This window comes from Clostridium sp. UBA1056 (genome assembly GCA_002316385.1).
In the GTDB taxonomy this organism is placed as follows: domain Bacteria; phylum Bacillota; class Clostridia; order Clostridiales; family Clostridiaceae; genus Clostridium_J.
The window spans coordinates 41,810-55,431 of record DCDL01000002.1; the positions used below are offsets into that span (position 1 = coordinate 41,810).

Below are 13,622 nucleotides of genomic sequence, written 5' to 3' on the forward strand. Positions count from 1 at the left end.
AATAATATTAAAGTGCATCTTCAATACTTTATATAAGATTAGTAATATATTTTACTAAAGCCCCTTCACCTCCTAATTTAAACATAATTTCATTTAATATTGACACTTTTATACTACTCCACAGGCTGTTAGTATCATATCGATTAATTTTATTGCTATGAATGGTGCTACTAATCCACCTAAACCATAAATAAGCATATTTCTTGAAAGCAATTTTCCTGCTGCCATCTCACTATATTTAACACCTTTTAATGATAATGGTATTAATGCTATTATAATTAATGCATTATATATAATAGCTGATAGAATAGCACTGGTTGCACTAGTAAGTCCCATGATATTTAACATTGATAACTTAGGAAAAATCCCACAAAATAGCACTGGTATTATAGCAAAGTATTTTGCTATATCATTAGCTACACTAAAGGTAGTAAGGGCTCCCCTTGTCATTAAAAGTTGCTTTCCTATTCTTACAACTTCAATAAGCTTTGTAGGACTTGAATCTAGATCTACCATATTTCCAGCTTCCTTAGCTGCTTGAGTTCCTGAGTTCATAGCTACTGCTACATCGGCCTGTGCAAGAGCTGGAGCATCATTAGTTCCATCTCCAGTCATCGCTACAAGGTGTCCTTTGGCTTGATAATCACGGATAAGCTCTAACTTAGCTTCTGGAGTTGCTTCTGCCATAAAATCATCTACTCCAGCTTCTGCAGCAATTGCCGCTGCTGTCATAGGATTATCACCTGTGATCATTATGGTTCTAATACCTGCTTTCCTAAGGTCATCAAACTTTTCTTTTACTCCATTTTTAACAATATCTTTAAGATAAATTACTCCCAATACCTTGTTATTCTTAGCTACTACTAGTGGAGTCCCGCCTGCATTAGCAACTCTTTGTACTATTTCTTCACATTCATTAGGATATACTCCACCATTTTCAGTTACGTATATCTTTATAGCTTCAGCTGCACCTTTTCTAATTTTATCGCCACCAAAGTTTATTCCACTCATTCTAGTTTTTGCTGAAAACTCGACAAACTCAGCATTCATATTTGAAAGATCTCTTCCTCTTATTTCAAATCTTTCTTTAGCTAATACAACTATACTTCTTCCTTCTGCAGTTTCATCTGCTATGGATGATAACTGTGCTGCATCAGCCAATTCTTTCTCTGTTACACCTTCCACTTGTATAAATTCACTTGCTTGTCTATTTCCAAGAGTTATAGTTCCTGTTTTATCAAGAAGCAATACATCTACATCTCCAGCTGCTTCTATAGCTCTACCACTCATTGCAAGTACATTAGCCTGGTTCAATCTACTCATTCCAGCTATTCCTATAGAAGATAATAGAGCTCCTATAGTAGTTGGTGCTAAACATACAAGCAAGGCTACAGTATTAGTTAATGATATGGCACTACCTGCACCTTCTTGTTTACTTACAAAACTTGAGTATGGTAATAAGGTTGCACATACTACGAGAAATATAATTGTTAATGTTACTAATAATATTTGAAGTGCAATTTCATTAGGAGTTTTCTTTCTAGATGCCCCCTCAACCATTGCTATCATTTTATCTAAAAAACTTTCTCCAGCTTCTGCTGTAACTTTTATCATTAACCAGTCTGATACTACCGTTGTACCTCCTGTTACTGCACTTCTATCCCCACCTGATTCTCTAATTACTGGAGCAGATTCTCCCGTGATTGCACTTTCATCTACTGATGCAACCCCCTCAATTACTTCTCCATCCATAGGTACTTGCTCTCCAGCTATTACAAGTACAATGTCTCCTTGTTTAAGTTCACTTGAAAGTACTTCTGTGCATTCAGAATCTACATTTGCAGATTTTAGTTTTTTAGCTTTCACATCTCGTCGAGAAGCTCTTAAACTATCTGCTTGAGCTCTTCCTCTGCCTTCTGCAATAGCTTCTGCAAAATTAGCAAATAATACAGTAAACCATAATATTAATGCTATTGTTAAGGTATACCAACTTGCTTCATCCTTTATTCCACCAAAGGATAATAGATATAAAGCAGTTGTAAAAATAGCTCCTATATAAACTACTAACATAACAGGATTTTTAACTTGTACTTTAGGTGAAAGCTTTTTAAATGATTGTTTTATTGAATCTATAAACATACTTTTATTTGAATTTACTTCTTTCACTTTTTTCACCTCTATCTAAATGTTTTAGCAAACTCAGCTATTGGACCTAATGCTAATGCTGGTAAGAAGCTTAATGCTCCTACGATAATCACAACACCAATTAATAGCCCGATGAACATTCTGTTGCTTGTCTCAAGAGTACCATCACTTTGTGGAATGCTCTTCTTACTAGCTAAATTACCACTAAGATATATAACTGCTATCATAGGAACAAATCTAGCTATAAGCATGGTTAATCCCCCTATAATATTTGTATATGGTGTATTAGCATTAAATCCAGCAAATGCACTACCATTATTTCCTGCCATTGATGTAAATGCATATAAAACTTCTGAGAAACCATGTGCTCCTGAGTTAGTTAACCACTGGTTTACGTTTGGTAACATCACAGTTAATGCAGTTCCTAGTAACATCAATAGTGGTGGTGTTAAAATGACAATACATACCATCTTCATATCAAAAGGTTCTATTTTCTTACCTAGATATTCTGGTGTACGCCCAACCATTAGTCCTGCAATAAATACAGTTAGTATTGCAAAGGCAATCATTCCATATAGCCCACATCCAACACCTCCAAATACAACCTCTCCAAGCTGCATTAAGAACATTGTAACCATACCACCTAGTGGAGTATAACTATCGTGCATTGAGTTAACTGAACCATTTGATGCTGATGTTGTAGCTGCTGCCCAAAGAGATGAGCCTCCTATACCATAACGAACTTCTTTTCCTTCCATACTTCCAGAAACAGCAACCCCATCAAATTTTGGAGCTCCCATAATTTCGCTAGCAGTGATAGCTACTAGGCATGCTATAAATATAATAAGCATAGCTTTAAATATTGCTTTTCCCTGCTTACTGTCCTTAACTGCAAATCCAAAAGTAAAACAAAGTCCAGCTGGAATTAAAAGTATTGATAACACCTGGACCATATTAGATAATGGTGTTGGGTTTTCAAGTGGAAACGCTGAGTTTACTCCAAAAAATCCACCTCCATTGGTACCAAGTTGTTTAATAGCAATTTGGCTAGCTGCTGGTCCTAGAGGAATAGTTAAAGTCTCTCCTGTTTCTAGAGAAACTACATCTTTATATTCCGAGAAGGTTTGAACAACTCCTTGTGATACTAATATTAAAGATACTACTAAAGCTAAAGGTATAAGAATGTATAAAGTACTCTTTACCAAGTCACTCCAAAAGTTTCCTATAGTTTTTATCTCTTTACCTGTAAATCCTTTTATCAAGGCAAATAACACTGCGATTCCTGTAGCTGCAGATACAAAGTTTTGTACATTTAATCCAATCATTTGAGTTAAATATGATAATGAAGATTGTCCTGAATAAGCTTGCCAGTTTGTATTTGTTACAAAGCTAGCAGTAGTATTAAATGCTAAATCTACACTTGTACCTGGTATTCCTTCAGGATTTAATGGTAATGCACCTTGTAATAGATGTAATGTAAAAACAATTATAAATCCGAATATACTAAATGCTATAGCAGATATAGCATATTTTTTTGCATTCATTTCTTCATACTCATTTATCCCCATTACTTTATAGATAGTTTTCTCAGCAGGCCCAAGTATTTTTGATAGAAATACTTTCTCTCCCTTCATAACCTTGTACATATATTTCCCAAGCGGTATACCAAGGCCGACAAGTAAAACTACATATACTACATTTTGTAATACAGTCCAAATCATAATTTCTCACCCTTAAATAAAACGTAGAAAAGATAAATTAATAATAAAATCATTAATATACCTGAAAATGCTAAAATAACTTCCAACTTACGTCCCTTCTTTCAATTCATTCCTAACATAAATTAATTCTATCAGGGGGCATATAAAGATTGTGTAAAGAAAATATATAACTCATTAAGGTTTTATAAGTATTTATTTTTACAGATACTTCCTGTAATAATTGATAAAATATTTGTTATTTTACATATCTTTTAATAAATAAAAAAATAGTATTTATACACTTGGTTTTTATCCAATGCACAATCATTAGTCTTACTAGCGATTATTGTGATTGGTCTATTTTTAGGATTTAAACGAGAGTTTTCAAAGCTAATCGGATTTTTGATTATCGCACTGATTGCGGTTGGTCTGGTATTCAATGCAGGAGGGGTAAAAGATGTACTTCTGAACCTATTCAACAAAATCATTGGAGAGTAGGAGGAAGCTGTATGGAAATGCAAGTCTATATTGCCAATTTAGGCAAATATAACGAGTGTGAACTTGTTGGTGCATGGTTCACTTCTCCCATTGATTTTGAGCGAATCGGTTTAAATGGTGAGTATGAGGAATACGCTATACATGACTATGAACTCCCTTTTGAAGCTGGAGAATACACACCTATCAGTGAAATTAATCGCCTATGTGAAATGGTTCTTGAATTAGAGGGAACATCTAACTCAAAGAAATTCAAGGAATGTGGTTTAGTAGTTTGGAAGAATTGCTGGAAAATAAGGACGACATTATCTGCTTTAACGATTGCGATTCTATGGAAGGTGTAGCACGTTAAACAGGGCAATTAGGAGAAATCCCCTCTAACCTGCAAAACTACATAGATTATGAAGCATTAGGTCGTGATATGGAAATTGAGGGTAACTATCTTATTACCTCACATGGTGTATTTGAATACCTACAATAGGAATTATTTTATTTATTAAGGTATGATATAATAATTAAAAAGCATGGAGGAAAGAAATGAAAAAAAGATGTGAATGGGCAAATACCAATGAACTAGAAACTATTTATCATGATAATGAATGGGGAAATATTGTTCATGATGACAATAAATTATTTGAAATGCTAATTTTAGAAAGTATGCAAGCTGGTTTAAGTTGGTCTACAATCTTAGCTAAACGTGATAGTCTTACAGAAGCTTATGACAATTTTGATTATAAGAAGATTGCTAATTACTCGCAAGAAAAAATCGAGCAATTACTTTCTAATGAAGGTGTTATAAGAAACAAATTGAAAATTAATTCTGCTGTATCGAATGCAAAAGCTTTTATAAAAATTCAAGAAGCTCATGGAAGTTTTGATAAATATATTTGGGAATTTGTCAATAATACACCTATTGTTAATCATTGGAAACATATAAAAGATGTTCCTGCTTCAACAGAACTCTCTAATATAATTAGTAAAGATTTAAAGAAACGTGGATTTAAGTTTCTTGGAACAACGAGTGTTTACGCATTCATGCAATCCGTTGGGATAGTTGATGACCATATGGATTATTGTTATAAGAAAAAGGATTAATAACAAATATACTATACGAAAAACCCTTAGCATAAACTAAAGGGTTTTATATTTCTACACATAATATGATATATATCATTTTCTTTAACTATGTTTGTATGAATATTAATTTTCTTTGTTCTATTATTCTAAGCTTTGTAATAAATTATCTAAATTCTGTTTAAGCTCATTTGCTTCATCACAAGAGATATTAAGCTTACAAAATACTTCCCCTGGCACATCTAAAATCTCGCCTTTTAGCTTTAATCCAGCTTCTGTTAATTCTATTATAACTACCCTATCATCATTTACATCTCTATGCCTTGTTATTAGACCCATGCATTCTAACTTTTTTAATAATGGAGTTAAAGTACCAGAATCTAAGTGTAGTCTTTTACCAATCTCTTTAACCGTCATCTTTTCTTCTTCCCACAGTACTAGCATGGCCAGATATTGGGTATAAGTAAGATTGTGCTTATCAAGGATAGGTTTATACAACTTTATTACCTCTCTAGATGCCGCATATAGAGAAAAACATATTTGGTTTTCTAATTTAATACACTCACAATTTTTCATATAAATTCCCCATTTCACAGAATGATTTATTAAAATTAACATTTAATAAATCATGTGTTTGAGATTATTTTACAATTTTAAAACTTATATGTCAACACAACAAATAAATTGAATAATATGATAAATAATCCATACAAATATATTTAGATTTACTTTTTCTTTGAATCTACATAAGAAACTGCTGATAATGCAGCTACATTTCCTTCGCCTGCAGATTTTATATATTGATAAGGTCTTCCTACTATGTCTCCTGCTGCAAAGCAACCCTTTAAGTTAGTTTTCATCTGTCTATCAACCTCTACATGATTATCTACAATCTTTAATCCTGGAACTAATTGACCTGGAGATATGCTGTCTCTTAATATAAATAATCCATCTGTAGTAATTTCTCTTGTCTTTAAGATTAACTTTTCTACTTTATCTTCACCAATTATTTCTACTGGTGTATCCTTTACTATCTCTATAGATGAATCTACTTCTACAGCTTCTTTATACATAGGAACATAGTATACCTTTGAAGCTAAAGTGGCAATGAAGTTTGCTTCTTCCTCTTCTTTTTTGCTATATGATATTATTGTAACTACTCTGTTCTTATAAAGAGGAGCATCACATGTAGCACAGTATCCTACACCCTTACCCAAAAGCTTCTCTTCTCCTGGGAATAGGTTACCATACTGAATTCCTGTAGCTAATATTACAGAAGTCGCTTCATACATTTTATCATTTACCATTAGAGCAAAATAATCTCCCATAGCATATATATTATTTATTTTTTCTTCTGTTATCTGTATGTCCATAGATTTTAAGTGATTGCTAAATGCCTCTTGAATCTCTTTACCACTTTTACCATAGAAACCTAGGTAATTATTAATTTCATGAGCTTTTACTAATTTATTTGAGAGTTCATTGCTACCAAATATTACGAAGCTCTTATTTCTTATTTTTGCATTTAAGGCTGCAGATACTCCTGCCGGTCCACTACCAACTATTGCAATATCATATCTTTCACTCATGGCTTCTTCCTCCAACTTACAGGTTAAAAATATAGGAATACACTCCTATATTTTTATTATAGATAAGCTTCTACAGTCTCTTTTATTTTTTCCTTTGGTACAAAACCTACTATAGTATTTACATTTTTTCCATCTTTGAATACTACTATTGTAGGAATTGAAGCTACATTATATTTCATCGCTACATCAGGGCATTGATCTACATCAACCTTAATAAATTTAACCTTTCCATTCATTTCAGTTGATAAATCCTCAAATATTGGAGCTAGCATTTTACAAGGTCCGCACCATGTTGCGAAAAAATCTACTACTACTACACCACTTTTTATTTCCTCATTAAATTCATTTGAATTAACTATCTTTACCATTCTTATTCCTCCTAAAGTTCATCTTTGAAATACCATTTATATAAATTGAATTTTACGCAATTTAATTTGTTAATACCAATTTACATGTTTATAGTGTAAATGTCAAGTAGCTATTTAGAAATTATTTTTACTGTAAAGCTATATTATAATATATAGCAAAATCTTACATCTTAATATTTAATAATAGTAAACCCGCTAAACTTATTATTTGATACTTAAGTAAGTTTTATTTACTGAAATAATATTTTTTCATATGCAGTTTTTAACATTTAATAGACTTTATAATCTTCCTAACAAGATTACATAAATAGAATTTTTATTGCTATAATTTTAAATACAACACTATGATATTTTAACTAACTTGTATTATATAATTAAGCATATCTATTTTTTCATAGCTTAAGTTCTTATTATATCTCTCAAATTCTTTCTTCAGAAAATCTATGTTAGAATAATATTCATCTTCTATTTCCTCCACCTGCTCCTTCGATAAAGATTTTAATATATTTGCTTTTTCAGCTTTATTCTTAAACATCAAGTCACCAAGAATTATTTTACCATTACTCTTTAAAACTCTAATCATTTCTTCTATAGCTATAAATTTCTCCTCTTCATTTAAATGATGAAATGCATAAGTAGAAACAATAATATCAAAATATCTATCACCATAGGGAATTTTTAGAAATTCGCCTATTCTTACCTTTAACTTAGGATATTTCTCCTTAGCGACACATAACATTTCTCTTGATTGATCTACTCCTACTATGTTATAGCATTTTCCCAAAAATTTACTAGCTAAGTTTCCAGTGCCTACACCGATTTCTAGCACTTGAGGCTTATCTATACATGAACTATCAGCTAATTCATACACTCTTTGTAATATCTTTTGATAATTTTTATATATTTTTAGCTCACCTCTATCTTCTGATACAGACTTATCATACGTTCTAGCCCAATTGTTAAAGTTCCATTTATCTCTCCAATTATTCTTTATATCATTTAATTTATTTGCTTCACCTATATCATATAATATATCTTCATTTACATTCTGCTCTGCCTCATAAAGTTTATCTATTATATTCTCCAAAGATTTTCTTATAGTACTTAGTCTATGAATTTCATCATTAACTACTTCCCATTGATTGTTAAAGTAATTTAAGTAACTCATATTATCATAAGATTTTAATATATCTCTAACGTCCTTAATTGATAGACCTATCGACCTATAAAGTAATATTGATTGTAGCTTCATTATATCTTCATGATTAAACTTTCTATACTCATTATCAACATCTCTTAATGGATTTAGTAACCCCCTTTTCTCATAAAATCTAACTTTGTTCGTAGTTATATTAAACAATTCAGCCACTTCACGTATAGTATACATATCATCCATGATTTCAACCCCTTAAATATTATCTTATTAATATTTATTGTAAACTTTCGTCTAAGGCTAAAGTCAAGAATAAAAAATCTATTTCTAAATCATGCTATTAATTAATCACTTTATATTTTAAAGTACATAAATTGTATTAAACAGCTTTAAAAGGAGGTATTTGATATATTATGATAAATAATATTATTTGTCCATATAATCCTTTATATCTTAAAGCAAGTAAGAACTTTAATCTAGCCATAAAGAAATTTCCCAAAGCTATAATCTTTTGTTTTTCTGAATATGATATTTCAAATGCATTAAGATTTGTATTATCCAATAATTTGCCTTTTAGAATTAGGAGCTGCAGACATGACTACGAGGGAAATTCAAATATAAATAATGGAATCGTAATAGATATAAGTAATATTAATTACGTTTTGATTGATAAAAATAACAATACTGCTAAACTAGGCGCCGGAATAACAAGTGGTAAAATGTACTCAGAATTAGTAGATAGGGGCTATACAATTCCTTCTGGAACCTGTAGCGATGTAGGCTTTAGTAGTTTAACTAGCTGTGGCGGAGTAGGCTTTGCATCAAGACTTCTTGGTCTTTCCTGTGATAATTTATTAGAAATAGAGATGATAAATTATGAAGGTAAAAAATTAATTGCAAATAAAATTTTCAACAAAGATTTATTTTGGGCTGTAAAAGGTGGACTTGCTTCAAACTTTGGAATACCAGTATCCTTGACTTATAGAATTACTCCAATATCCTATGTCTCAACCTATATCATAGAATGGGATTATAGATATTTTACTGATGTAACAGATTCATGGCAAAAATTTACACCTTATACAGATCCTAGATTGACAACAAGTTTAACCTATGAAAAAGAAGCTAATGGTAATATTTCATTATTATCTCGTGGTCAGTTTTTTGGTAAAAAAGGTGAGCTGACAAATATACTAACCCCTCTTTTAAGGGTTGCACCTATAAGATCAATAGAAATAGCATATGTACCATATAAAGATGCTATAGCCAAATGGAATAATCCTTGCACAGGGCCTAGAAAATTCAAAGCGACTGGCTCATTTATCTATGAGCCACTATCTAAAGATATATTGGATATTTTAAATAACGAAATGATTTTTGCACCTAAGAATTCTAGACAATTCTATGAATTTATAGGGCTTAACGGAAATGTAAGTAAAATTAAATCAAATGAAACCGCATTCGTTCACAGAAATTCATTGTATCTATTAGAAATAGAATCTATTTGGACTTCTAATAACTATAGAAATACTAATGTAAATTGGACAAACCATATAAAAAAATTACTATCTACAGTTGGAGTAGGAAATTATAGAGGTTTTACTGACTTTAATATTATAGATTGGCAGAAACAATATTACGGAAATAACTATCCTAAGCTTAGAAGAGTAAAATCTAAATATGACCCACTAAATATCTTTAAGTTTCCTCAATCTATAGAACCATACTATGAAACAATAATTTAATAAAATAAACTTCACTATAAGAACTACTTTATAAGTACCCTTAAAGTGAAGTTTCAACTCTAATTTAAATATAATGTTTAAAGTTACTTTGAATACTATTGATGATATGACTAAATCTATAATCCTATTAAAAGACCTGCAATAGTTCCACTCAAAAGATTTGCTAGAGTACCTGCGATTATTGCTTTTATACCTAACTTGGCAACTTCATGCTTTCTTTTCGGTGCTATTCCGCCAATCCCGCCAATTAGAATAGCAATTGAAGATATATTGGCAAAGCCACATAATGCAAAAGTCATTATGGCTGCAGTTTTCTCTGAAAGCTCTCCTATCATAGGCCCTAATTTACTAAATGCAACAAATTCATTTAAAACTATTTTTTGTCCTAAAAGTGATCCTGCAGTTAAAGCTTCATTCCAAGGAACTCCTATAATTGCTACTACTGGTGAGAATATATATCCAAGTATCATTTCTAAGCTTAGTCCATTAATACCTATAAGCCCACCAATAAATCCTATTATTCCATTTACTAAAGCTATAAGAGAAATAAAAGCAAGTAACATAGCTCCTATATTTAAAGCTAAAGTTAATCCTTCAGATGCTCCCTTTGCTGCTGCATCTACCACATTAACTGAATCATCTTTTCCTAATTCAATCTTATCTTCTAACGCTTTTGTATTATTTTCTGGAAGTATCATTTTTGACATAATAAGCCCTGCTGGAGCAGCCATAAAACTTGCTGATATCAAATATTCTAATGGAATTCCCATAAGAGAATATCCAACTAAGACAGAACCTGATACTGAGGCCACACCCCCAACCATTACAGTAAAAAGTTCAGAGGTAGATAACTTATGAATATATGGTTTTATTAAAAGTGGCGATTCTGTTTGTGATAAAAATATATTTGCAGCTGCTGATAAGGTTTCAAGCTTAGAGGTTCCTAAAAGCTTTGCTAGAGCTCCACCTATTACCTTTACAACAAATTGCATTATTCCAAAGTAATATAGTACAGAAACTAGAGAAGAAATAAATATAATAACTGTCAGTACTTGAAAAGCAAAAATCATTCCTCCATCTTTAGGTATAATCGCTCCAAATAAAAAATTTATCCCCTCATTTGCATATCCAATAATTGATGTTGCTAGTATAGCTACCTTTTCCAAAGCTCTCTTTCCAATAGCTGATTTTAGAACTATTATAGCAAAACCTAATTGTATTAAGAATCCTATAATGATAGTCCTCCAGCTTATTTTTTTCTTATCATTTGATAATAAAAATGCCACTACAAATATGAATATAATACCTACAATGCTATTTAATATTCTCATTGCATCACCTTATCCTTTACAGTATTTCTACTATATTGTGCTCTGCAATAAATTTACCTATACATTAGAATATTAAAGCCTTTGTATTAATTCTATTGATTTTCCTTAATCCTATTTCTTATCTTTAGTAAATAATCTCTCATTTCTAGTACTTCTTCTTCCGTAAAATTTTTAAATACTTTATCAAAACCCTGATTAATTTGATTTCTAAATTCCTTAGCAAATTCTATCCCTTTATCTGAAAATGTAACATAGGTATTCCTTTTATCATCTTCATTCTTAACCTTTTTTACATATCCAGAGCTCTCTAGCCTTGATACTATACCCGAAACAGTTCCCTTTGCTAAAGACATCTCATCGCACAATTGAGATATATTAACCTTCCCCTTATGTGCAATTAGTTTAATAACCATTATCTGTTGATGGGTAAGTCCGCTATCTTTTAAATTCTCACTAACTATACCGATGGTGCTTGCATATATATCCTTTATGAGCATTGATATTTCAAACGAATCATACTTCATATAAACCTCTCCTAAATTTAACTATTATATTTTAGCTTAGTATTTTCAAAATTTAATGAGTTAATTAAGAAAGATACTCCAGCCATAAATAATGCTCCGCCTAATCCCATATAAAAAGTTCCCACATAAACAGGATTAAAAACTCCGAGATTTCTTATAGTTATTCCAAAGAATATCATAAATCCCATTATACAATAGCTTTTAAAATCAAAGAATGAGAATACACAATGTTTTTGTAAGCTACTATTTATAATTCTTCTAGTATGCTTTCTAGACATTTTACTAAATATGAATTTAAAGAATACATAAAACACTATGCTAGCAACAATTAAGCTAATAATCCAATTGCCATGATTTATTTGTACATCTCCTTGACCTAATGTAAATACTCTAAATCCTGCAAATCCCCAAACTAATCCTGCAATTAATAATAAAGTTTTCTTTCCTACCTTTAGAATATATTTATCTAAATTTTTCATTATATCATCTCCTATAAAACAAATTAAAATAGTTTGCATTAGAACAATTTGGTTCCTATGCAAACTATTTTATGCTCAATTATTAAATATGTCAATTACTTTTATAAAAAAATTAATTTCTATAAACATTGCTCTAGGTACAAATTCTAAGGAATGTAAAATTTATACTTACCACTTTTCACTTAAAACAATAATGTATGTATATCCGTATAAATATAGGCAAATTAGAATAAACTAATTAAAACTTAAACTAAAAAGGAGTGTATAAAATGAAAAAATTTTTTAAAGCTTCATTATTTGTTTTACTTTTATCCATTATATTTTTATCCCCTATTCAGGGTGAGGCTATAGAATATATATCCTTAAAAGACAAACCATTTACAAAATCAATGACTGACTTACAATGGGCAGAAAGAAGACTTTGGATGGATCATGTATCATGGACTAGAAGTTTTCTTATAAGTGATTTAGCTTCCCTAGAAGATAAAGATGATGTATTGGAAAGACTTCTTAGAAATCAAGATGATATTGGTAATTCAATTAAGCCTTACTACGGTGAAGAAGCTGGAAATCAGCTTGCATCATTATTAAGAGAACATATAACACTTGCTGGTCAAGTTACCGATGCAGCTAAAAGTGGATCCAAAGAGGATTTTGAAAAGTATAATAAGTTATGGTACGAAAATGCAGATAAAATAGCTGATTTTTTAAGTAGTGCTAATCCAAACTACTCAAATAAGACTCTAAAAGATCTGTTACATAAACATCTACAACTACTTACGGATGCAGTTGTTGCAAGAGTAAATAAGGATTGGAAAGCAGATATTAAAGCATATGATCAAGGTGTAGATCATATCATTAAGCTGGCTGATACAATTTCAGAGGGAATAATTAAACAATTCCCAGAAAAGTTCAAACAATAATTATATAAATCTATACTTAAATTAATTCTTTTAGGCATCTGAAAATAAATAATAAGTCAAATATGGGAAGTATATTTTGAGTTAGACAAGGAAACA

12 protein-coding genes and 2 pseudogenes are annotated in these 13,622 nt (G+C 30.8%); 5 read left to right on the top strand and 9 right to left on the bottom strand.

Annotated features, from left to right (window positions below):
- Positions 1 to 108 precede the first annotated feature (108 nt).
- Both kdpB and kdpA read right to left on the bottom strand, forming a co-directional pair.
- On the bottom strand, positions 109 to 2,139 hold the full coding sequence (gene kdpB / locus B3W71_RS00800; RefSeq protein WP_346887075.1) for a potassium-transporting ATPase subunit KdpB: 2,031 nt from the start codon (positions 2,137 to 2,139) through the stop codon (positions 109 to 111).
- Positions 2,140 to 2,177: 38 nt separating this feature from the next.
- Complete coding sequence (kdpA, locus tag B3W71_RS00805) at positions 2,178 to 3,866, bottom strand: potassium-transporting ATPase subunit KdpA (protein ID WP_346887044.1); 1,689 nt, start codon at positions 3,864 to 3,866, stop codon at positions 2,178 to 2,180.
- Positions 3,867 to 4,139: 273 nt separating this feature from the next.
- On the opposite strand from kdpA, the pseudogene B3W71_RS00810 reads away from it, so the two are divergent.
- The 3 genes and pseudogenes from B3W71_RS00810 to B3W71_RS00820 all read left to right on the top strand — a co-directional run.
- A pseudogene (locus B3W71_RS00810) lies at positions 4,140 to 4,343 on the top strand (hypothetical protein); the annotation flags it as partial.
- Positions 4,344 to 4,354: 11 nt separating this feature from the next.
- Positions 4,355 to 4,821 (top strand): annotated as a pseudogene (locus tag B3W71_RS00815) (antirestriction protein ArdA).
- Between the two features lie 56 nt (positions 4,822 to 4,877).
- Complete coding sequence (locus B3W71_RS00820) at positions 4,878 to 5,435, top strand: DNA-3-methyladenine glycosylase I (RefSeq protein ID WP_346887045.1); 558 nt, start codon at positions 4,878 to 4,880, stop codon at positions 5,433 to 5,435.
- 123 nt (positions 5,436 to 5,558) lie between these two features.
- On the opposite strand, the gene B3W71_RS00825 is transcribed toward B3W71_RS00820, so the two are convergent.
- From B3W71_RS00825 to B3W71_RS00840, 4 genes are all read right to left on the bottom strand, one after another.
- On the bottom strand, positions 5,559 to 5,990 hold the full coding sequence (locus B3W71_RS00825) for a MarR family transcriptional regulator (protein ID WP_346887046.1): 432 nt from the start codon (positions 5,988 to 5,990) through the stop codon (positions 5,559 to 5,561).
- A 149-nt stretch (positions 5,991 to 6,139) separates the two neighbouring features.
- The gene (locus B3W71_RS00830) at positions 6,140 to 7,003 is read right to left on the bottom strand and encodes an NAD(P)/FAD-dependent oxidoreductase (protein WP_346887047.1); all 864 of its coding nucleotides are present in this window, start codon (positions 7,001 to 7,003) and stop codon (positions 6,140 to 6,142) included.
- A 56-nt stretch (positions 7,004 to 7,059) separates the two neighbouring features.
- Positions 7,060 to 7,371, bottom strand: coding sequence for a thioredoxin (gene trxA / locus B3W71_RS00835; protein WP_346887048.1), 312 nt, complete (start codon positions 7,369 to 7,371; stop codon positions 7,060 to 7,062).
- A gap of 352 nt (positions 7,372 to 7,723) precedes the next feature.
- Positions 7,724 to 8,767 carry a MerR family transcriptional regulator gene (locus B3W71_RS00840; protein ID WP_346887049.1) on the bottom strand — a complete coding sequence of 348 codons (1,044 nt, stop codon included), beginning with the start codon at positions 8,765 to 8,767 and terminating at the stop codon, positions 7,724 to 7,726.
- 170 nt (positions 8,768 to 8,937) lie between these two features.
- Here B3W71_RS00840 and B3W71_RS00845 point away from each other — a divergent pair, with 170 nt between their 5' ends.
- Positions 8,938 to 10,269: an FAD-dependent oxidoreductase gene (locus B3W71_RS00845; protein WP_346887050.1), complete on the top strand. Its 1,332-nt coding sequence runs from the start codon at positions 8,938 to 8,940 to the stop codon at positions 10,267 to 10,269.
- Positions 10,270 to 10,385: 116 nt separating this feature from the next.
- Here B3W71_RS00845 and B3W71_RS00850 read toward each other — a convergent pair whose 3' ends face one another.
- The 3 genes from B3W71_RS00850 to B3W71_RS00860 form a co-directional block, all read right to left on the bottom strand.
- Positions 10,386 to 11,600 (bottom strand): NupC/NupG family nucleoside CNT transporter, encoded by a 1,215-nt coding sequence (locus B3W71_RS00850; RefSeq protein WP_346887051.1) that lies wholly within the window; start codon positions 11,598 to 11,600, stop codon positions 10,386 to 10,388.
- 92 nt (positions 11,601 to 11,692) lie between these two features.
- Positions 11,693 to 12,124 carry a MarR family transcriptional regulator gene (locus B3W71_RS00855; RefSeq protein ID WP_346887052.1) on the bottom strand — a complete coding sequence of 144 codons (432 nt, stop codon included), beginning with the start codon at positions 12,122 to 12,124 and terminating at the stop codon, positions 11,693 to 11,695.
- Positions 12,125 to 12,141: 17 nt separating this feature from the next.
- A complete protein-coding gene (locus B3W71_RS00860; RefSeq protein ID WP_346887053.1) occupies positions 12,142 to 12,603 on the bottom strand; it encodes a hypothetical protein in 462 nt (153 codons plus the stop codon).
- 269 nt (positions 12,604 to 12,872) lie between these two features.
- On the opposite strand from B3W71_RS00860, the gene B3W71_RS00865 reads away from it, so the two are divergent.
- Positions 12,873 to 13,526 (top strand): glycosyltransferase, encoded by a 654-nt coding sequence (locus tag B3W71_RS00865; protein WP_346887054.1) that lies wholly within the window; start codon positions 12,873 to 12,875, stop codon positions 13,524 to 13,526.
- Positions 13,527 to 13,622: the final 96 nt, after the last annotated feature.

Bases quoted from the DNA above. Each gene is read 5' to 3' on its own strand.
- kdpB (WP_346887075.1), bottom strand. From the start codon at position 2,139: ATGTTTATAGATTCAATAAAACAATCATTTAAAAAGCTTTCACCTAAA.
- B3W71_RS00840 (WP_346887049.1), bottom strand. From the start codon at position 8,767: ATGGATGATATGTATACTATACGTGAAGTGGCTGAATTGTTTAATATA.
- B3W71_RS00820 (WP_346887045.1), top strand. From the start codon at position 4,878: ATGAAAAAAAGATGTGAATGGGCAAATACCAATGAACTAGAAACTATT.
- B3W71_RS00850 (WP_346887051.1), bottom strand. From the start codon at position 11,600: ATGAGAATATTAAATAGCATTGTAGGTATTATATTCATATTTGTAGTG.
- trxA (WP_346887048.1), bottom strand. From the start codon at position 7,371: ATGGTAAAGATAGTTAATTCAAATGAATTTAATGAGGAAATAAAAAGT.
- B3W71_RS00825 (WP_346887046.1), bottom strand. From the start codon at position 5,990: ATGAAAAATTGTGAGTGTATTAAATTAGAAAACCAAATATGTTTTTCT.
- B3W71_RS00865 (WP_346887054.1), top strand. From the start codon at position 12,873: ATGAAAAAATTTTTTAAAGCTTCATTATTTGTTTTACTTTTATCCATT.
- B3W71_RS00860 (WP_346887053.1), bottom strand. From the start codon at position 12,603: ATGAAAAATTTAGATAAATATATTCTAAAGGTAGGAAAGAAAACTTTA.
- kdpA (WP_346887044.1), bottom strand. From the start codon at position 3,866: ATGATTTGGACTGTATTACAAAATGTAGTATATGTAGTTTTACTTGTC.
- B3W71_RS00845 (WP_346887050.1), top strand. From the start codon at position 8,938: ATGATAAATAATATTATTTGTCCATATAATCCTTTATATCTTAAAGCA.
- B3W71_RS00830 (WP_346887047.1), bottom strand. From the start codon at position 7,003: ATGAGTGAAAGATATGATATTGCAATAGTTGGTAGTGGACCGGCAGGA.
- B3W71_RS00855 (WP_346887052.1), bottom strand. From the start codon at position 12,124: ATGAAGTATGATTCGTTTGAAATATCAATGCTCATAAAGGATATATAT.